This window comes from Pseudomonas sp. NY15463, assembly GCF_048068415.1.
Lineage (GTDB): Bacteria > Pseudomonadota > Gammaproteobacteria > Pseudomonadales > Pseudomonadaceae > Aquipseudomonas > Aquipseudomonas mosselii_C.
Genome location: NZ_JBLUQD010000001.1, coordinates 562,189 through 581,537, shown reverse-complemented (window position 1 = coordinate 581,537; position 19,349 = coordinate 562,189). Strand labels below are relative to the sequence as shown.

Sequence of the window (19,349 nt, the reverse complement as noted above, 5' to 3'; positions counted from 1 at the left end):
GCAGCCGATGAAGCCCCCTGTGGGAGCGGGCTTGCCCGCGAATACGTGCGGCACGACCGCAACCTCGCTTGAGCGGACGTTTTCGCGAGCGAGCCCGCTCCCACGGGTTTTCGGCTGTATCGCCCTGCTGTGCCTGGCGCTGCAAGCCCAGGCTGCGCCGAGCCATGCCCTCACCGTCTACGGCGAAGCGCCGCGCTACCCCGTCAACTTTCGCCACTTCGACTACGTCAACCCAGATGCCCCGAAGGGCGGTAGCTTACGCCGCTCGGCCACCGACATTGGCCAGTTCGACCATATCCTGCCCTACATCGACAAGGGCACCGGTGTTTCTGAAATCGATGGCCTGCTGTATGCCCCATTGGCCGTACGCGCGTTCGATGAGCCCTACACCGTCTACGGCCTGATCGCCCGGACGATGGAGCGCGGCCCGGACGACGCCTGGCTGCGTTTCGAGATCGACCCGCGCGCCACCTTCGCCGATGGCAGGCCGATACGCGCCGAGGATGTACGCTTTACCTTCGAGCTACTGATGCGCAAGGGCAGCCTCAAGTACCGCACGCTGTTCGCCGATGTCAGTGGGGTCAGCGTAGAGGGGCCGCGACGAATACGCTTCGATTTTCGCCAGCCCCATGGCCGCACCCTGGCGCTGGACCTGGCCAGCTTGCCGGTGTTGCCCGAACACGATTGGCAGCAGCGTGACTTCGCCAGTGGCGCAGGCTTCGACAAGCCGGTCGGCAGCGGCCCCTACCGCATCAGCCGGATCGACAACGGGCGCAGCATCACCTTCGAACGTGACGCACAGTGGTGGGCACGAGACTTGCCCGTCAGCCGTGGTCGCTACAACTTCCAGCGCCTGCGCCTTGAGTATTTCGGCGACACCGAGGTGGCACGCCAGGTGCTCAAGGGCGGCGGCTACGACTACAACCGCGAGTATTCCGCCACCGCCTACACCCTGGGCTATAACGGCGCGCAACTGGATGACGGTCGCCTGCAACGTGCCCATCTTGGCCCGGCCAAGCCACAAGTGGCCCAGGGCTTCGTGTTCAACCTCGACCGGCCATTGTTCAAGGATCGCCGGATACGCCAGGCGCTCGGCCTGCTGTGGGACTTCGAATGGAGCAACCGGCAGATGATGCGCAATATGTACATCCGCCAGCAGAGCCTGTTCTCCAACACCCCACTGGCGGCCCGCGCACTCCCCGATGCCAGTGAACTCAAGCTGCTCGAACCGCTGCGGGGCCAGGTTCCAGACGAAGTCTTCAACCGCGTCTTCACGGCGCCCGTCACCGATGGATCCGGGATCATCCGCACCCAACAGTTACAGGCACTGGCCTTGCTCCAGGCTGCTGGCTGGCACCCAGCAGGCGACCGGCTGGTGAACGCCGAGGGCGAGCCTTTGAGCTTCACCTTCCTCAACGGCCAGTCGGGTATGGAGCGTCTGCTGCTACCGTGGAAGCGCAATCTTGCGCAGATCGGCGTCGAGCTGAATATCCGCAACGTCGATGCGGCCCAATACATCAATCGGATCATGGCCCGCGACTACGACATGATCGTCACCGGCTACAACGTGAGCCTGTCGCCGGGCAGTGAGCTGTACAACTATTTCGGTTCGGCCGCCGCCCACGATCCGGGCTCGAACAACCTGATGGTGCTACAGGACCCGGCCGTGGACCGCTTGCTCGATGGCCTGGTGCGCGCCGACACCCAGGCCGACATGCTGCGCCACGCCCATGCGCTGGACCGGGTGCTGCAATGGAACTACTACTGGATTCCCAACTACTACCCGCCAGGCAGCTCGACAGTATGGTGGAACCGCTTTGGTCGGCCCAAGGCACAAGCCGCTTATGACGAAGGCCTGGATACCTGGTGGGAGGTCAGCCCGACAGCGTTGACCTCGGATCAGATGCGCGCGCTCAAGGACGCTGCACCATGACCGGCTACATCCTGCGACGCCTGCTGTTGATCATCCCCACGCTGCTGGCGATCCTGCTGGTCAATTTCGTCATCGTCCAGGCCGCGCCCGGTGGCCCAGTGGAACAGGCAGTGGCACGCCTGCAAGGCATCGGCGGCGGTGCGCCTGGCGCCAAGGTCGAAGCGTTGCAGGGTCAGTCGCGCGCCACCCGTGGCCTGGATCCCAAACTGATCGAGGAGATCAAGCACCAGTACGGCTTCGACAAGTCCGCGCCCGAGCGCCTGTGGCTAATGCTTGGGCAGTACGCACGGCTGGACTTCGGCCAGAGCTTCTTCCGTGGCGCCAAGGTCACCGAGCTGATCCTGGACAAACTGCCCGTGACGCTATCATTGGGTTTCTGGGCGACCCTGATCACCTACCTGGTGTCGATCCCGCTGGGTATCCGCAAGGCGGTCCATCACGGCAGCCGCTTCGATGCCTGGAGCAGCGCGCTGATCGTGATTGGCTATGCCCTGCCCTCGTTCCTGTTCGCCTTGCTGCTGATCGTGCTGTTCGCCGGTGGCACCTCGCTCAACTGGTTCCCGGTACGTGGGTTGGTGTCGGACGATTTCGACCAGCTCAGCTTGCTGGGCAAGATCACCGACTATTTCTGGCACCTGGTACTACCGGTCGGTGCCCTGGTCATTGGCGGTTTCGCCACCCTCACGCTGCTGACCAAGAACGCGTTTCTCGATGAGATCACCCGCCAGTACGTGGTCACCGCCAAGGCCAAGGGCCTTAGCCAGCGTCGGGTGCTATACGGGCACGTGATGCGCAACGCCATGCTGCTGGTGGTGGCAGGGCTGCCACAGGCACTGATCACGGTGTTCTTCGCAGGCTCGCTGCTGATCGAGGTGATCTTCTCCCTCGACGGGCTGGGGCGCATGAGCTACGAGGCAGCGGTGTCACGGGACTATCCGGTGGTGTTCGGCACGCTGTTCATCTTCACCTTGGCGGGGCTGCTGATCCGCCTGCTGGGCGATCTGTGCTACACCCTGCTGGACCCTCGCATCGACTTCGACGCGAGGGCTCACTGATGCTTTCACCCGTGGCGCGTCGGCGCCTGCAGCGCTTTCGTGACAACCGCCGCGGCTGGATTTCGCTGTGGCTGTTCGCCGGTTTGTTGCTGCTCAGCCTCGGCGCGGAACTGGTGGCCAACGACAAGCCGCTGCTGCTGGTGTACAAGGGCGAGCTGTACACCCCGGCGCTCAAGCGCTACACCGAGCAGCAGTTTGGCGGACAACTGCCCTTCCAGCCGGACTACCGCAGCCAGTACGTACGCCAACTGATTGAAGGCCAGGGCGGCTGGATGCTGTTCGCGCCCATTCCATTCAGTGCCGACACGCCCAATTACGATTTGCAGGTGCCCACCCCAAGTCCACCCAGCGCAAGCAACTGGCTGGGCACCGATGACCAAGGGCGCGACGTGCTGGCGCGGGTGCTATATGGCACCCGCACGTCATTGTTGTTCGCCTTCGCCCTGACTGCGCTCAGCGTGCTGATCGGCCTGGTCGCCGGCGCCTTGCAGGGATACCACGGGGGTTGGGTCGACCTGCTTGGCCAGCGGTTGCTGGAGGTGTGGTCGGGCCTGCCCGTGCTGTACCTGTTGATCATCCTCTCCGGCTTCGTCGAGCCAAGCTTCTGGTGGCTGTTGGGAATCATGGCGTTGTTCTCGTGGCTGACTCTGGTGGATGTGGTACGCGCCGAGTTTCTGCGCGGGCGCAACCTGGAGTACGTCAAGGCCGCGCGGGCGCTGGGGTTGCGCGATGGGCAGGTGATGCTGCGGCACATCCTGCCCAATGCCATGAACGCCACCCTGACCTTCGTGCCGTTCATGCTTACCGGGGCAATCACCACCCTCACCGCCCTGGACTTTCTGGGCTTCGGCCTGCCGGCCGGCAGTGCTTCGCTGGGCGAACTGGTAACCCAGGGCAAGCAGCATCTGGAGGCGCCATGGCTGGGCTTTACCGCGTTTTTCGCCCTGGCGCTGATCCTCTCGTTGCTGGTATTCATTGGCGAGGCACTGCGCGAGGCGTTCGACCCCAGAAGGTGAATCACTGCTCCCCCGTTGTAGATGGCAACATCAATCGATCAAGGAGAACTGCATGACCCTCTCAGGCAAGACCGCACTGGTCACCGGCTCCACCAGCGGCATCGGTTTGGGTATCGCCCAGGTACTGGCCAAGGCCGGGGCGAATATCCTGCTCAACGGCTTCGGCGACCCGGGCCCGGCCATCGCCACGCTCAAGGCAAGTGGCGTGAGGGTGCTGCATCACCCGGCCGACTTGTCCGACGTGGCGCAGATCGAGCAAATGTTCAGTTTGGCCGAGCGTGAGTTCGGCGCTGTGGACATACTGGTCAACAACGCCGGCATCCAGCATGTGGCACCGGTTGAGCAGTTTCCGGTCGAGGCCTGGGACAAGATCATCGCGCTGAACCTCTCGGCGGTGTTCCATGGCAGTCGCCTGGCGTTGCCGGGCATGCGCACCCGTGGCTGGGGACGGATCGTCAACATTGCCTCGGTGCACGGCCTGGTGGGCTCCACCGGCAAGGCCGCTTACGTGGCTGCCAAGCATGGCGTGGTTGGCCTGACCAAGGTGATCGGGCTGGAGACCGCTACCAGCAATGTAACCTGTAATGCCATCTGCCCAGGCTGGGTGCTGACGCCGCTGGTGCAGAAGCAGATCGACGACCGCGCCGCCGTGAGTGGCGATCTGGTCCAGGCCCAGCACGACCTGCTGGCCGAAAAACAGCCGTCGCTGGCTTTCGTCACCCCGCAACACCTAGGTGAACTGGTGCTGTTTCTGTGCAGTGAGGCCGGCAGCCAGGTACGCGGCGCGGCGTGGAACGTCGATGGCGGTTGGCTGGCGCAGTAGCGCGGGCTACGCGATCAGGCATAATGGAGACCTTTTTGCCCCGAAACACAGGTACTCCATGAAAGCTCAAGCCCGCCACATCCTGGTCAAGACCGCTGAAGAAGCCGAAAAGCTCAAGCAGCGTATCGCCAATGGCGAGGCCTTCGACGTGCTGGCGAAAAAGTTTTCCACCTGCCCCTCGGGCAAACGCGGTGGCGACCTGGGCGAAGTACGCCCAGGCCAAATGGTCGGCGCCATCGACCAGGTGATTTTCAAAAAGCCGCTGCGGGTAGTACACGGGCCGATCAAGAGCAAGTTCGGCTATCACCTGGTACAGACGTTCTATCGCGACTAAGACGCATGTCCAAGGCTCCGGCTGCCGGACAATACAGCGTGCAGCTTTCAGGTGACAGCGTGGGCGCTTACTGGGCGCGAGCAGCGCACCCGTGGCGTCAACCCCGGTTGCTCTGGCAGTTCTAGCGCCGTGCAGCCAGCAGCCCAAGGCCTGCACACCCCAGCAACGAGGCGCTCACCCGGTTGAACACCCGCCGTGGCCCAGGACGTTCGAACCAGCGCTGAAGATAGGCGCCCAAGCCTGCATAGATGGCAATCGCAGCCCACTCCAGCAGCAGGAACAGCGCGCCCAGCCAGAGGAACTGTTCACTGACGGGCGTGGCGCTGTTCATGGAAACGAACTGCGGTAAAAAAGCGGTGAACAGCAAAATCGCTTTCGGGTTGCCCGCCGCCACCCAGAATTCCTGACGCGCCAACCGCCAGGTACTACGCGGCTGCTCATCCGTCGCCAACACCGCATCCACCGGCGCACGCCACAGCTGCCAGGCGATGTAGAACAGGTAGCCGGCGCCCAGCACCTTGATCGTCAGGAACAGGTACTCGCTGGTGTGCAGCACCACGGCGAGCCCCATCGCGGCCAGGGCGATCATGCCGCTGAACGCCAGCAAACGACCGCCACCAGCGACGCAAGCAGTGCGCAAGCCATAGCGGCTGGCATTGTGCAGCGACAACAGGTTGTTCGGCCCTGGCGCCATGTTCAGGGCGAAGCAGGCGGGGATGAACAGTAGCAGGCTCGACAGGTCCATTCTGACTCTCCTTGAAAGGACACCAGCGTCGCGCCTGGCCCTCGGAGGCGTCAAGCACAGTGGCGCAGCGATTGACCGCAACAGTAGACTGGCGCTTCCCCTGACTGCACAGGCGTTTGCCATGCCCCCTTCGAGCCAGGCGATCTGGCATGACCCGGCCCTGCCGCATGTCGAGAGCCGCCGCGCCTGCCACAGCCGTGCCTGCTACAAGGCCCACAGCCATCCCACCTTCTCCATCGGTGCGGTGGACGCAGGCTACAGCCGCTTCACCGGCACTGGCGCCGGCGAAACCCGGCTAACGCCCGGTACGCTGGTGCTGGTGCCGGCACAGCGGATGCATGCCTGCAACCCGGAACCCGGGCAGGCCTGGAGCTACCAGATGCTGCATGTGGATGCCGGTTGGCTGCAACGGCTGCGCCAGGAGTCGGGGATCGATGCAGGCGCACCAGGATCACCGGCGCGGGTGACCCGCTCGTCAAGGCTGTATCGGCAGTTCTGCACGCTCAATGCCACGTTGTTCTCGCCGGCTTCACCCCAGGAAAAAGATGCAGCCCTGGTAGCGTTTCTCTGTGAGCATGACTTTTCAGCGCTGGCGACGCTTCCCCAGGCCCCGGCGCTGTCCTGCTCGATGCTCGACGACTTGCTGGACCACGTGCACGGCCAGGACTTGGCCGGGCTTAGCCTGGACAGCCTGGCGGCACAGGCCGGGCTCGGGCGCTATCAGCTGATCCGCGCCTTTGCCGCCGCCACTGGTTTCACGCCGCATGCCTACTTGCTCAATGCCAGGATTAATCAGGCACGACAGCTTCTGCGCCAGGGCCAGCCACTGGCAGCGGTGGCTTACCAACTGGGCTTTGCCGACCAAAGCCATTTCCAGCGGGTGTTCAAAGCCCATGCTGGTGTGCCCCCCGGCGTCTACCGCTAATGTCGCAGCTGGCCTGCAATATTGTTCAATACCCCGCGATATCCAGGCGCCAGACTGCCGGCTTCCCCCACCAGAAGCCTGCACCATGGAACAGTTCCTGATCATCGCTGCCGCCCACTTCCTCGCCCTGCTCTCACCTGGCCCTGATTTCTTCCTGGTCGCCCGCACCTCAGCCACTGCCGGCTGGCGGGTAGCCAGCGGTGCTTGCCTGGGTATCGCGCTGGCCAACGGGGTGTTTATCGGCGCCGCTTTCGCAGGTGTTTCAAGCCTTCAGGACGCCAGCGCGGTGTTCATCGCGTTGCAATTGGCCGGCTGCATCTACCTGCTGTATATCGGCCAGTTGTTTCTGCGCCATGCCGGCTCCAGCCGCTTGGCAACCGCCAGCGCCCAACCGACAGCTGCGGGTTGGCTGCAAAGCCTGGGAATGGGCTTTGCCTCAGGTATCCTCAACCCGAAGAACGCGTTGTTCTATGCAAGCCTGGCGAGCCTGGTGGCGGCTAGCGCAGCGTGGCTGAAGGTACTCTACGGCGCCTGGATGTTCACAGCGGTGCTGGCTTGGGACCTGCTGGTAGCCTTGGCGATTGGTAACCGACAGGTCCTGCGCCGCTTCGGCCTGGCGTTGCCGTGGCTCGAACGCGCCTCGGGTATGCTGTTGATCGTGCTCGCTGGCGCCATGCTCATACGCTTGGCGCTGGGCTGAGTAGCTTCAGCGAGGCGAGCTCCAGCACACTGAAGTGGCCGCTGCGCCAGCCCCCGGTGTCCAGGTGCCAGACATTGCCCAATACCTGAACGTCAAGTACCGGCGTATGCCCCACCAGCAACGCGCGCAGCCCTTCGACAGGATGGTGGTCGCCCTCCTTGAGCCTGCGCCTGGACCACTGGCACACCTCGCGAACCTGCGGCTCATCGTCGTACAACAGGCTATCGCGCAGCAACGTCCAGTCATTGAACGGGCTGTCGGCATGCAGCAACCCCACAGGCCCCGCCGCCGTTTGAACTTCGAGCGCGATGGGCAGGTTCAGGAACGCTTCGACGAAGGCTTCCTGCTGTGCCTTGGGTAGTGCCAGGAACCAGCCGCCACCGGCTGCCCGATACATGTCCAGGTCCACCCGCCCACCACGCAGATGGCTGATGGCAAGCGCCTCATGGTTGCCTTGCACCGCATGGAACCAGGGTTGCGCCAGCCACTCCAGCGCGTGCGGGCTGTACGGACCGCGGTCGACCAAATCGCCAACGCTGAACAAACGGTCCACTGAAGGATCGAAATTCACGCGGGCCAGGCACTGGCGCAGGCGTTCGAAATGCCCGTGAATATCCCCCACAGCCAGGTCGCGCCCACGGGTATTGGCGGCTATGCGCCGATAACGGCTCATTGCATCGTTCCTCTGCGGCAGTGCCGATACAGTGGAGTTTTACAAAGCATGGCACAGGTTGCAGTACCCGGCGGCAGTCCTGCGCTTATCCGCGTAGCTGGCGCAAGGCGATTGGCGCGATGAGCCGGTGAAAGGGCGCCACCGGCAGCATGTAAAGACGCCCCAGCAGGTTGTGAGTGCGCACGACCGTGCTCACCAGCACCTGGCAATGCCCTTCGGCAGCCGGACGCAACAGCAAAGCGATGTGCACATCCAGGTGGTGATCGCGATCCACCAAAAGCACCTCGTCCTGGGTATTGACCAGCAAGGTCCAGATACCCACCCGTTCACCGCTCCGATAGCTGGCCGCTGCGCGTGCAGGGTCGATGGCGCTCAGGCGCCCGAGATCCTTTAGCCCGAACAGCCCGACCAAACGGTTACGCAGCACCATCAGCGTATCTATCCACCCCGGCATGCGTCCCATCAGCCGCAGAAAATGCGCCATGGCGGGCTGGCCGGTGTCGGGCAAGGTGATTGCCCGGCAGTGACGAAAACTGGCTTGGGCGGCTTGAGTCGCGATCAGCGAGTCAGCGGGGATGCTTGCGGCGTGAGTCATGTAGGGTTCCGTCCATGGAATCTGCGCCTTGCGACTGGTGAAGGCGTGGGCTGCGATTGTATGCTCAAGTACCCCTCGCACACCAAGGACGGGACCTGTGAAACTCTGCGCCGTACAGCTGGCCTCGCGCAAAGGCGACCTGGCTGGCAACCTGCAACGTCACCTGCACGCCATCGAACAGGCCGCCGCCCTGGGCGCAGAGCTGCTTGTATTCCCCGAGCTGTCCCTGAGTGGCTACGAGCCCACCCTCGCCCGCCAGCTTGCGATGGCTCCCGACGCCGCGCTGCTGGCCCCCTTGCAGGCACTGTGCGACCGCCTGGGTGTGAGCGCTGCCATCGGCGTGCCGCTGACCGCACCAGCTGGCGGCGTGCGGATCGGCATGCTGGTACTGCGCCCCCTGCAAGCGCCGCTGAGCTACGCCAAGCAACGGCTGCACGCTGACGAGCTGGACTTCTTCGTCCCAGGCGATCAGCCGCTGGTGTTCAGCTCGGGGCCGCTGCAACTGGCCCCGGCCATCTGCTATGAATCGATGTTCATCGAGCACGCCGAAAACGCCCAGGCACTCGGCGCGCAGTTGTACCTGGTGAGCGTCGCCAAGACGACCAAGGGCATCCGCGAAGGCTTCGAGCACTATCCCCACGTGGCCCGCACGCTAGGCATGCCGGTGCTGATGGTGAATGGCGTAGGGCCCGCAGACACGTTCGTCAATGCTGGCGAGTCGGCGGCCTGGGATGGCCAAGGCAACCTGCTGGCCAGCCTGGACGCCACTGCCGAGGGGCTATTGCTGCTCGACACCCACGCTGCCAGCGCCGTGGCACATCCGCTTAGGCTGGCGCCATGAAATACGTGATGGTGGTCCTAGGCGGTTACTCCCTCACCTATTACCTGGTGGGATTGCTGATTCGCGGACAATTGGCAGACATCGCCGAAGGCCTGCGTCATCGCCCCGATGCGCCAACACCTGGCCAATACCGGCGCGAGGTCGAAGCCCACGCGCAGCGCGCGCATCGGCACTACAGCCTGTTCGCAGGCAGTGTGCTGGTTGCCGTACTGGTGGCGCTCTGCGCCTGGCTTGGCTAGAACGCCAGCGCCAGGCTCTGGCGGCCTTCCAACGCCAACAGGAACTGCTTGGCCGGCAGCCCGCCGGCAAAACCGGTCAGGCTGCCCGAGGCGCCGATTACCCTGTGGCAGGGGGCGATGATCGAGATCGGGTTGCGTCCGTTGGCCGCGCCCACCGCCCGCACCGCGTCGGGATTGCCGATCTGCCGCGCGATATCGCTGTAGCTGCGGGTCTGACCAAACGGAATGGTCAGCAATGCCGCCCACACCTGGCGCTGAAAGTCGGTGCCGGCAAAGTCCAATGGCAGGTCGAACTGCCCGCGCTGGCCCACGAAATACTCGCTCAGTTGCCGCGCCGTCTCGCGCAGTACCCCGTGCTGGTCATCGCGATGCAGTTGGCCCAGGCGTACACGGTTTTCCCGTTCGTGCTCCCACAGCACCGCAGCCAGGCAGTCGCCGCGTGCGACCAAGGTCAGGGTGCCAACCGGCGACTGCATGAAGGTAAAGGCGCAAGACATGCCAGGCTCCGCAACGGGTATCGAAGGGCGCACTGTACGCAGCCTGCGCCGATGGCGCATCCGCTTTCTTGCGTTCAGGCGCCTGCGGCGTCACGTCAACGTGCCAGCAGCGCTGGGCGCTTTCTACACAGTCCATGCCCATCGGCTTGCCGTCCGCATCAGCTGCCAGACGGACGCGCAGTCAGGTCCTGGCGCAAACCGACGCTGCATCGAGCAGTCGGCCGTGGTCATACCACGCATCGCGCTGGTAAGCCGAGTACTGCTGCAGATGGCCTGCCCCAAAGATCTGCACCAGGCCATCGGCCTTGTTCGGGTCAGTGCTGGTGACGAACAGCTCCAATGCGTTGTGGTCCTGGACCGTATAGGTGGTAGCGTGGGTAGGCAGCTCGCTTTTCACGCAGCCCAAGTAATCTGCCGGGCTTCTGGCGGTGGTCCCGAAGGTGTTGTCATGCCCCTGGCGGATATCGGGATCATGGGCGCAACCAACCAGCAGACCCGCAGCAATGGCTAGCAGCATCGGGTTCATCCGTTTCAGCACACGATACATTTGAGCCTCCAAACACCCCCATCAGGAAAACCGGACAGTGACAGACCCGCACAACCTTTTTAGTAGTTTGCTTACGATTCAAGCGTAGCCCTCGGCAAGTGTCGCCGCATGCCGCTGGTCAGCCACACAGCCGGAATATCGCAAACAGGCGCCTAATTACCCTGCGCGTCTCGCTCAAGACACGTGTCGAGGTACCCGCCATGAAACACCTATGCAAACTCGCACAACAACGCCGCAGGCAGCTGCATGTGCATATGCCGCCCAGTGGGTTGACGGCTGTAACCTGTAGCGTGCCCTGCGACAGACATATATCGCTCTGCCGGCAACCCTCGCCCACGCCGGGTGAGCCAGGCGCTGCATATCCGGCCTCCCCCCGCCTACGCCGTCCAACCGTTTGAGGTCCAGATACCGTCCCCCGTATAACTGCCGCCACACCTATGCCACAATATGCCCAATGTCTGGTCTCAACCCGCATTCATCGCCCAACAGCTCGGGCATAGCGTGCAGATACGCTCATCGACGTCTGCATGCTGGATTGACTTGTCCAACGACTGACCAGGGGCCGAAAACACTCCAGGTCCGTCCGAGCATGCTCCGCAGCTGCGAAGAAGCCACGTAAGTTATTGATAGGTAAGCTCCTTGATCTCCACCGCTAACATCACCATGCGATTATTTCTGCGGTTTTGAGCGGTGTAGAGTGCAGTGTTTTCGGGGGTTTCAGCCTCTCCACAACGCACGTAAACGCACGCATTGGCCCAAGAATTGGCCCACGATCCTTCCTTCTCCGGCAGCCTGCCGCCCCGCCTGCCGTCCTGGCTGGCATCATCTCCACTTCGCTTCAAGCTCGAACCTAAGCAGTACCAAAGTCAATCCTGATTCACAGCGCTGCACTGGACAAATAGCGATCAATGGCGGACCAGCGGCTGATGCCCCAGCGCGTACAACTGGTAGTCAGTCACGGCTTGGTAAGCTGACTCCGCGATCACGCGCAGGCGCTCTACCTGCTCCACGGGTTCACCGGCGGCCTGGGCTTCGTGATATCGGCGAAGCGCGGCGATCGCCTCCTGTATCAGAGGCTCGCCCGCTTCGATCATCCCTTCGACTGTGCGCTTCACTGCCCTACCCCGGTGGTTTGATCAGAGCATTATAGGCGCCCTCGCACGCCAGTCCTGCTATTCGGGCGTGGTCATAAGCTGCCGCCAGTTCTCGATTCGTTTCGACAGACCTTCTGAGCAGGTCGGAGAGCACCATGGCGGCGCGGGTGGCTGCTTGGCCTCGAGCGGCAGCGGCGGGATCCGGGCCGGGGCAACTGACGGAGGCCGCGAGGTCTGTGGCTGCGTCGTGCAGCCGCTGGCCAGCAGCATCAGCGTCAGCAGCACCGGCATCAGCAGCCGCTTGTTGTTCATGAGCATTCGCCCTTACCTCCTCATGCGCCTCGGCGCGTCGTTGTTCTTCCTGCCGCTCGCCGCGCTCGCCAAGCACTTCTGCCAGGCGGTCGCCGCTGTCACGCTGCGCGGAGGCCTGACCGGCCTCTGCGCGCTCCACTGATCGACCGTGCTGATAGGCGCCCCAATACGAGGCGACGACCAGCAGCAGCGCGATTACGCGCACGCCCCAGCCGCTCACGCCAGCACCTTGAGCGCCAGTTCATACAGGGCCTTGCGCTCGGCATCGCCGTGCGGCACGCGGCCCGGCTGCCCGGTGTTGATGATGCTGCCGATGTCCCGGATGCGGCCGGCGTCGGCCAGTTCGTTCAGGCCGCGCTTCGCCCACCACCAGGCGGCGGACTGGGTGGCATGTTCGGCCTGTTCGAGCAGCTCGGGCTGATCTTCCAACGGGATGCCCAATGCTTGGCCGGCGGCGCGGTAGTTGTCGCGGCCAGTGAGCTGGATCAGGCCACGGCCCTTGAAACGCCAGCCGTCGCCGGTAGACTCCGTCCCGTTGCCCATCCGGCCGCCATACACCTTGTTGGCGATCTTCTCGGGCTGCCGGGCGTACGCAGCGGCGGTCTCCGGGGTGAACCGGCTTGGCCAGGTACGTACCAGAGCTTCGGCGCTGTAGTTCAGATTCTCAACCAGGTTGCGCAGCTGGCCCGATTCGTGGCCGATCTGTGCGAGGAAGGCAGCCACGCGCACCCGGCTATCGATCTTCCAGCGCAATGCGGCGCGGTTGATGGCGGGTACAAAAATGCCCGCAACTTGGCGGGCATTGGGGAGGATGCGCAGCAGCTGCTGCTCAGTGAGAGGCGTCATGCGTTTCTCCAGACAAAAAAATACCGGCGCATGGCCGGTTGACGGGTTCAGGTGTTGCGGTCAGGCAGCTTCGAGCGCAGTCAGCCGGGCTTCAAGGCCAGCAGCGATGAAGGCCAGCAGGCCGTCCATGCGGAATGAGTATTTGTTTCCGGCAGGCACGACCACCTCCGTGTACGCCTCGCTGACCAGGGCGCCGTCGACGAAGCCGCCAGGCTCAATCTCACGACCTTCTTCGTCGAGGAGCGCAGGGGTGGCAACTTGCTCATACTGGGCCGGATGCTCGATGACCGTGTCTTCCCATTCGTCGAAGCAGATGAACGAGTAACCGAAGGGGTCAAGGCCGTGGGACGCCATGATCTCGACGGCCCGCTGCACGGTCATGCCGATGTGCTCGCGGGCGTCATCGCCCTTCTCGGCCACCGAGGCGAGAAACTTGTACGCGCCGATCTCCCGAGAAAGGTCTTTCGCCGCCGCCAGCTCGGCTTCGGTGAGACCTCGCACAACGGTCTTGTCGCGCGCATCGGATGTGTTGATCGTGCCAGTGCCGGCGTACACAGTAGACCAGCGCAGCGCCGAGTTGCCCAGCGTGAAGGAGTTGTCGGTGCGCGGACGAACGACACCGCCAAATGCCACCGAGCCATCGAAGTTCATCTCCATCGGGGTGGACTGGAGCGTACCGTCAGCCCGCGTGATCCACTGGAACGTCATGCGCCCGGAAGTGCCGCCCGTACTGTTCGCGGCCATGGCCGCTGCGTAAGTCGAGTTCTGGCTGAAAATCAACCGATTGCCGTTCGTGACACTGCCACTCCCCTGGAACTCCGCACAGTATGATGCCTGGGTGACGGCGCCCATGGTCCCAGCGTATACCGCCTTGCCACGGAATAGCATGCGAGTAGGGACAACCGAACCCGGTACAGCGGCCTCGTCCACAATGCCGAGGATGTATGCCCCGGCGCCGTATCCGCTGCCATGGTATGGCACAAACTGGATACCGCCGACGGTATCGTCGATAGATGGCGGCGTGGGTTCAGCTGTAGTACCACGGGACCGCAAGAAATTGAACCTGCCCCCCCAGGCGCTTGTGGAGCTGGCCGAGATAAACTCTGCGACCATGTTCTCGTTCTTGGCGATAGAGATGACTGGGCCGATCGCAACGGGAGTATGAGGGACGCCGCCCATGATCAGTACATCAGATGTCGACGTGAGATTGAGCGATTGGAACTGGCCGACGGCGCCGAACTGATCGACCAATTGCCGGAGGCGATCGGCTGACTCTTTGACGTAGCCCTGCATGGGCGCAAGCCCGTATGCGCCGGCCGTGACGGTAGCACCTTGATAGGCCGGCAGGATGCTCAGGACCGTCGAGCTGGCGATGTTGGCGACCTCGTACCAGCGCCCGTCAGGGCCTTGAAACGCATCGCCAACCCGCGAGTTGAGGGCGAAGTCTACGCCTGCGCCAACTACTGTAGTTTGGCCGGCAGTGATTGCCACCGCGCCTTGTCTGTACCACGGCATATTTCATTCTCAATTGTAAGGGAAAGGATAGTCCCTGGTTCTAATGACAAGGGCTTTCGGGTAGCGGCTAGTAGGAATATCACGCCACCTATTGAAATCTTCGTTTGCCACTCTTGACTGATCCAGCTCGGTGGATCTGGCGGCAATACAGAACATAAATTCAACTCCGCCCACTACTCCATACGCTCCCTCCTGAACGGCAGACAGGAAAAAGTAAGAACCGTCGACCGGACCTACCGCAGCGGTCCTAGTGAAGTTCACATACGCCGCATACTCCTCGGACGTACCCAAAGATACGCCAACTCTATTAATCACATTCACTGGCCCACCCGGAAAGATGGACCCTATGAAGCGTACTCCGCCCTGATAGGGCCACCTACCATCTGCCCTTGGAGGCGGCGGGGTGACGGTAGCCACTATATTCAATGGGCGCTGGCTGGAGTTGAAGGTCAGGACCCCGTCCTCGCGAAAGCACTTGACCCCGTTTATAGGGCCAGAATCCCTCATAGTGTCGAAGTAGTAAAACTTCGTATTTGTATTGGCGGAAATATAATAGAAAGTCGTAACGTCCCCGACTTTCGATGAGCCGCAAGGACTTCCACTGCCAGTTATGAACACGATCGGGGCAACCGCCCCCTCGACTGAAAATCCGAGAATAGGCTCTGCAGTACCTGCCTCCGCCCAGCTAGATGGCGATCCGGGATTGAGGTCGATAGACCTGAGCCTAAGCCTCCTCCATCCAGTGATCCGCTCAAGGTATCCGCTTTTGAGAAGCCCATAACAGATCTTGTCGGCGTCGAACAAAATGCTCTGATCTTCTTTGTACCCAATAAACATTAAGACCACCTTAGAAATAGCCGTAGTGAATCCTGCAGTTCATTGAATAGAACCCCCAGCCGGATGCGTATGAATAGGACCAAGATATCGATGCACTTAGGCTGCCCTCGACCATAGTAACGCCTGGCCTTTTACCCAAGCTCCGGTCCTGCTGGCCTAGCTCGGAAATTGCGTAGAACAGTTCACGACCAGGAGGAGGAAGCTGTATGGTTATCGAGCCGCTGGTTGCATTCGTATCAACATACCCGCTCATCTGACTTATCGGCACTGTCATATCCGTAATGACAGTGCCGTCGTCCTCCCCAGATATGAAACCGACTCTCATATCCCGATCCCCATCTTCGTGGCTGGATTTCCGCTCGGATAGTAGGTATTGACCTGGCCGTTGGTGATCAACGTGGAGCCTGTAGTGTCCTGTCCGCGCACAGTGAATGCACCTGTCACCATGTTCAGCTCAATCAGCGGCAGCCCTTGCGAGTTAACCGCCTGCGAGCGCAGCGTCATGCCAAGAATGAGCTGCTGGATGAAGGCCGTATTGATGAACGCCGTGTTGACGAACATCTGCCCGTCCTGGAACACGAACAGGTCAGCCTCGGGGCCGTCCAGGCCGTTCGCGATGACAACTTGATCGGCGGACATGATGATCTTGCCGACTTCGCCGTCGCTGCCCTGCACGATGCCAGTTGCGACCCGCTTCCCGTTGACGTTCGTCTCGGTCTTCCATGACGAGATGGTCGACACCTTCCCGTCGAGGCCTGCGACTACTTCATCGGTGCGGCGGATCGATGCGTTAGCTTCGCCAACCTGGGCTGTGAGAGTTTCAGTGCTACGCGCAAGAGCAGTGGTTTCAGTCGTGCGAACGACCTTTTCTCTTGCGATAGCCGCCGTCGAGTCCCACAGCTTGAGGGCGCCGGCTAGGTCGCCCTCGGCGTCGTCATCGCGCGACGATGCGCGCAGCACCTGCAGGCTCTCAGCCGTGGACGTGACCTTTCCGTCAACCTCTTCGGTCTTCGTCGTGTTGGTCTGCACCTGTTGAGCGAGCCCGCTGGCCGCTTCGAGGCTCTGCCCTACGTCATCCCAGAGCGCAGTGTTCGGCGGGGAGTTTGCGCCCGAGGACTCAGCATCAACCGGCACCCTAGCCTGGTAGATCCGGCCATCGACCACGACCATCTGGCCCTGCTCATACGGCAATTCCTTGTCGTAGGCCTTGAGTCCATCCAGCGAATCAATCTGATCCTGGAGCCCGTCAATCTTCTCCCTGAGCTCCTCCCCAAACATCGACTCATCGATCTCGCCCCGGATCAAATCAAGTACCGGGCCTGGATCAGTGCTCGAAATACCGCGCACCACGGCTGGAGCGGTCGGGAACCACGGGCCGATGTTGCCGGTGCGGTCGACCATGCGCGCCCAGAAGAAGAACTCCACGCCGCCCGCAAGACCCGTCATGACGTACTTGTTCTGCGGGTACGCGAGATCACTGAGCTTCGTAGACAGCTCGCGATCGGTGCTCGTCCCGAACCAGATCTCCGTCCTCTGTGTATCCCCTGAACCCTCGGGAAAGCCCCACTCAAGTGGGATGGAGAACAGCTCACTAGCAGCGGTCAGATGCGTGACGGCAGGCGGCTGCCCTTCCTTACCGTTCAGTTGCGTAAGCATCGACTCGCGCCAGATCGACGTGATGTCGAACGAGCTCACTGCGCGCACACGGGCCAGGTAGGCTCCAGCGTAGATGCCGACGACATCAACCGAGGTCTGCCCGACACGTTGCAGCCGCACCCAGTTGCCGTCGTCCTTCTGCCACTCGACGTCGTACGCGACAGCCCCCTCCACCGCCGGCCACTCGATGGTCATGGTGCTGACCGCGATTCCCTGGCTGATGGAATACTCTGAAGTCAGGCTTACGCTCGCCGGAGACGGCACCGTCTTGACCGGGATGACGCTGATGTTGGGCTGCTCGAGTTTGGCCCCATTGTCGATCGCATCGAACTTGCTGGGATTGAACTCCAGGGCGGTTATCTCGTACTGCCCCTCCTCGGTACGCACGGTTTTCAGCACGCGGAAAAGCTGAACCGCCAGATCCTCGTAATCGATCGCCCACTGCAACTCTGGCTCGGGCTGCACGCTGTATGCAGTCGTCACGGTCACGGCACGGCCATCAACTGACTGCACCGTGCGCGCCTGCGCGCTGCCGTTCGGCAGGTTCAGTATCAGGCGATCACCGGCCTTGATCGGCGTGTCACGGTCCAGCGTCACGACACGGCCGGCAGCCGCCGAAATTCGTCCGCCGTTTGGCCGACCAGCCACCAACTCATCAGCTACGGGGATTACGTAGCCAGGCAGAGGAATACGGCCTTCCATGCCGGTCTTGAAGGTGACGGTGCGGTCCTGGCTGTTGCTCAGCAGAGCCCACTTCCCACGGCGCTGGGCCTCGGATGCGCGGGTGCAGCCAATAGCCGAGATCTCGATCGGCCGGTCCCGGTACCGGCGCTGCAACGCCAGGTCTGTCACCGGGATGACGTCAGTGTCGTAGTTGTTGGCCGGGTTGTCGTAGCTGACCAGGGCACGGCTGTAGTGCGTGCTTCGCTCGGCGCCGCCATAGACAAAGTCACCGTCGATGACGTTCGCCCGAGTGAAGACGTAGTCGATGTCCTGCGCACGCGGCATGTCGGCCTGCATGAACAGCGATCCGTGCGCCCAATAGACCATGCCACGATAGATGGCGGCGAGGTCCCGCAGCAGCGTCCAGGCCTCCGACCGGCCTTGCAGATTCATGTCACACAGGAAGCGCGGCTCCTGGCCACCCATGCCATCCGGTACAAGCTGGTCGCAGAACTGGGCGATGCGGTACATCTCCCACTTGTCGACCATCCAGGATTTGATGCGCTTCCCCAGGCCAAACCGGTCTTCGACGCAGAGGCCATACGTCACGAACGCAGGATTATTGGTCCAGGCCTGCTTGAAGGTGCCGTCCCACACACCGGTGTAGGTACGGGTCGTGGGATCGTAGTTACTGGGCACCGGCCAGCGCTTCGCCTTGCAGCGGACGGTTACAGCCGGGATGTTCTGGAATTGCTGCGCATCGAACTGGATGTACAGCAGCGCGGTGTTGGGGTAGCGCAGCTTCTGGTCAATGATTTCCGTGTAGCCAGCGACCGTCATCGTGTCGGCGATCGTGCCCTTGTTGGCATTCGGCGTGATACGGCGAACGCGCAGCATCCAGCCTGAAGTTGCGGCCGGAAGGTCAATTCGGATCGACCGCTGGTAACCGTTGTTGGTTTTGCCGCTCACGGCACCAGCGTGCAGTTCTACATAGGCGCCGCCATCGGTGGCCACGTCAATGGCGTATTGAATCTTGTACCCGCCTGTGTTTCCCATCGTGTCCTGCTTGAGCAGGCGCGGCCAGTTGAAGCGCAGGCGAACGGCTGACAACTGGGTATTGTTCAGCGAGCGCACCCACGGCGTATCACTGCGCAGCTCGACACCGACTGTCGTCTCACTCTCGACAGCAGGGATTCCCTGAATGTAGTCCTGCTCAAGACTGCCCGAGCGCCATTCCCACTTCACGCCTGGGAAGTTGAGGTTGCCGCTCCCGTCGCGAATAGGTGTGTTGTCGAGGTAGATGTCCCGATCAGTTGGGACACCGTCGAACTCACCCTCGCCGACGGCGAGCAGGATCTTGGCGATGTTGGTAGAGCGAAGGCTGTCAGGTGCCTCCACTGGAAGTTTAGGCTTGCTCTCGCCGCCCTTGGCGCCAGCGATGTTGAGGTTCGTTGCGCCCATGCTTTCCTCCAGGCAATAAAAAACCGCCCGGAGGCGGCTGGC

20 protein-coding genes and 1 pseudogene are annotated in these 19,349 nt (G+C 62.3%); 10 read left to right on the top strand and 11 right to left on the bottom strand.

Features of this window, described 5'->3' with window-relative positions:
* Positions 1 to 7 precede the first annotated feature (7 nt).
* The 5 genes from ACNFIC_RS02965 to ACNFIC_RS02945 are packed head-to-tail and all read left to right on the top strand — an operon-like array spanning position 8 to position 5,161.
* The gene (locus ACNFIC_RS02965) at positions 8 to 1,933 is read left to right on the top strand and encodes an extracellular solute-binding protein (protein ID WP_416779807.1); all 1,926 of its coding nucleotides are present in this window, start codon (positions 8 to 10) and stop codon (positions 1,931 to 1,933) included.
* A complete protein-coding gene (locus ACNFIC_RS02960; protein ID WP_138217651.1) occupies positions 1,930 to 2,988 on the top strand; it encodes a microcin C ABC transporter permease YejB in 1,059 nt (352 codons plus the stop codon). Before ACNFIC_RS02965 ends, ACNFIC_RS02960 begins: the two co-directional genes overlap by 4 nt.
* Positions 2,988 to 4,004, top strand: coding sequence for an ABC transporter permease (locus ACNFIC_RS02955; protein WP_138217650.1), 1,017 nt, complete (start codon positions 2,988 to 2,990; stop codon positions 4,002 to 4,004). The genes ACNFIC_RS02960 and ACNFIC_RS02955 overlap by 1 nt, the downstream gene beginning before the upstream one ends.
* A gap of 52 nt (positions 4,005 to 4,056) precedes the next feature.
* On the top strand, positions 4,057 to 4,827 hold the full coding sequence (gene hbdH, locus ACNFIC_RS02950) for a 3-hydroxybutyrate dehydrogenase (protein ID WP_138217649.1): 771 nt from the start codon (positions 4,057 to 4,059) through the stop codon (positions 4,825 to 4,827).
* A gap of 58 nt (positions 4,828 to 4,885) precedes the next feature.
* Positions 4,886 to 5,161 carry a peptidylprolyl isomerase gene (locus ACNFIC_RS02945; RefSeq protein ID WP_133323846.1) on the top strand — a complete coding sequence of 92 codons (276 nt, stop codon included), beginning with the start codon at positions 4,886 to 4,888 and terminating at the stop codon, positions 5,159 to 5,161.
* 121 nt (positions 5,162 to 5,282) lie between these two features.
* Here the strand turns inward: ACNFIC_RS02945 and ACNFIC_RS02940 are convergent, their stop codons facing one another.
* Positions 5,283 to 5,906 carry a LysE family translocator gene (locus ACNFIC_RS02940; RefSeq protein WP_138217648.1) on the bottom strand — a complete coding sequence of 208 codons (624 nt, stop codon included), beginning with the start codon at positions 5,904 to 5,906 and terminating at the stop codon, positions 5,283 to 5,285.
* Positions 5,907 to 6,027: 121 nt separating this feature from the next.
* Here ACNFIC_RS02940 and ACNFIC_RS02935 point away from each other — a divergent pair, with 121 nt between their 5' ends.
* Both ACNFIC_RS02935 and ACNFIC_RS02930 read left to right on the top strand, forming a co-directional pair.
* Entirely contained in the window at positions 6,028 to 6,831 is an 804-nt protein-coding gene (locus tag ACNFIC_RS02935) for an AraC family transcriptional regulator (RefSeq protein WP_416779803.1), read from the top strand.
* A gap of 85 nt (positions 6,832 to 6,916) precedes the next feature.
* Positions 6,917 to 7,531 carry a LysE family translocator gene (locus tag ACNFIC_RS02930; RefSeq protein WP_416779801.1) on the top strand — a complete coding sequence of 205 codons (615 nt, stop codon included), beginning with the start codon at positions 6,917 to 6,919 and terminating at the stop codon, positions 7,529 to 7,531.
* Here the strand turns inward: ACNFIC_RS02930 and ACNFIC_RS02925 are convergent.
* On the bottom strand, positions 7,509 to 8,204 hold the full coding sequence (locus ACNFIC_RS02925; protein WP_416779799.1) for a metallophosphoesterase: 696 nt from the start codon (positions 8,202 to 8,204) through the stop codon (positions 7,509 to 7,511). The genes ACNFIC_RS02930 and ACNFIC_RS02925 overlap by 23 nt on opposite strands.
* Before the next feature lie 85 nt (positions 8,205 to 8,289).
* A complete protein-coding gene (locus ACNFIC_RS02920) occupies positions 8,290 to 8,799 on the bottom strand; it encodes a DUF2867 domain-containing protein (RefSeq protein WP_416779797.1) in 510 nt (169 codons plus the stop codon).
* Between the two features lie 97 nt (positions 8,800 to 8,896).
* Between ACNFIC_RS02920 and ACNFIC_RS02915 the strand changes: the two genes are divergently transcribed.
* Together ACNFIC_RS02915 and ACNFIC_RS02910 are read left to right on the top strand one after the other, a co-directional pair.
* Positions 8,897 to 9,640, top strand: a complete 744-nt coding sequence (locus ACNFIC_RS02915) for a carbon-nitrogen hydrolase family protein (protein WP_416779796.1) — start codon at positions 8,897 to 8,899, stop codon at positions 9,638 to 9,640.
* Complete coding sequence (locus tag ACNFIC_RS02910) at positions 9,637 to 9,879, top strand: hypothetical protein (RefSeq protein ID WP_138217642.1); 243 nt, start codon at positions 9,637 to 9,639, stop codon at positions 9,877 to 9,879. The genes ACNFIC_RS02915 and ACNFIC_RS02910 overlap by 4 nt, the downstream gene beginning before the upstream one ends.
* Here ACNFIC_RS02910 and ACNFIC_RS02905 read toward each other — a convergent pair.
* Complete coding sequence (locus ACNFIC_RS02905; RefSeq protein ID WP_416779793.1) at positions 9,876 to 10,376, bottom strand: methylated-DNA--[protein]-cysteine S-methyltransferase; 501 nt, start codon at positions 10,374 to 10,376, stop codon at positions 9,876 to 9,878. The two genes, ACNFIC_RS02910 and ACNFIC_RS02905, sit on opposite strands and share 4 nt — an antisense overlap.
* A gap of 181 nt (positions 10,377 to 10,557) precedes the next feature.
* A complete protein-coding gene (locus ACNFIC_RS02900) occupies positions 10,558 to 10,923 on the bottom strand; it encodes a hypothetical protein (protein WP_240791699.1) in 366 nt (121 codons plus the stop codon).
* A gap of 394 nt (positions 10,924 to 11,317) precedes the next feature.
* Here ACNFIC_RS02900 and ACNFIC_RS02895 point away from each other — a divergent pair.
* Positions 11,318 to 11,475, top strand: a pseudogene (locus tag ACNFIC_RS02895) (site-specific integrase); the annotation flags it as partial.
* Positions 11,476 to 11,828: 353 nt separating this feature from the next.
* Here ACNFIC_RS02895 and ACNFIC_RS02890 read toward each other — a convergent pair.
* The 6 genes from ACNFIC_RS02890 to ACNFIC_RS02865 form a co-directional block, all read right to left on the bottom strand.
* The gene (locus ACNFIC_RS02890) at positions 11,829 to 12,017 is read right to left on the bottom strand and encodes a hypothetical protein (protein ID WP_416780036.1); all 189 of its coding nucleotides are present in this window, start codon (positions 12,015 to 12,017) and stop codon (positions 11,829 to 11,831) included.
* Between the two features lie 25 nt (positions 12,018 to 12,042).
* On the bottom strand, positions 12,043 to 12,549 hold the full coding sequence (locus ACNFIC_RS02885) for a DUF2514 domain-containing protein (RefSeq protein WP_416779791.1): 507 nt from the start codon (positions 12,547 to 12,549) through the stop codon (positions 12,043 to 12,045).
* Entirely contained in the window at positions 12,546 to 13,175 is a 630-nt protein-coding gene (locus tag ACNFIC_RS02880; protein WP_416779789.1) for a glycoside hydrolase family 19 protein, read from the bottom strand. The genes ACNFIC_RS02885 and ACNFIC_RS02880 overlap by 4 nt, the downstream gene beginning before the upstream one ends.
* A 60-nt stretch (positions 13,176 to 13,235) precedes the next feature.
* Positions 13,236 to 14,690: a tail fiber domain-containing protein gene (locus tag ACNFIC_RS02875; RefSeq protein WP_416779787.1), complete on the bottom strand. Its 1,455-nt coding sequence runs from the start codon at positions 14,688 to 14,690 to the stop codon at positions 13,236 to 13,238.
* Between the two features lie 9 nt (positions 14,691 to 14,699).
* Positions 14,700 to 15,527: a hypothetical protein gene (locus ACNFIC_RS02870; protein ID WP_416779785.1), complete on the bottom strand. Its 828-nt coding sequence runs from the start codon at positions 15,525 to 15,527 to the stop codon at positions 14,700 to 14,702.
* Between the two features lie 321 nt (positions 15,528 to 15,848).
* Complete coding sequence (locus tag ACNFIC_RS02865) at positions 15,849 to 19,307, bottom strand: host specificity protein J (RefSeq protein ID WP_416779783.1); 3,459 nt, start codon at positions 19,305 to 19,307, stop codon at positions 15,849 to 15,851.
* Between the last annotated feature and the right edge of the window lie 42 nt (positions 19,308 to 19,349).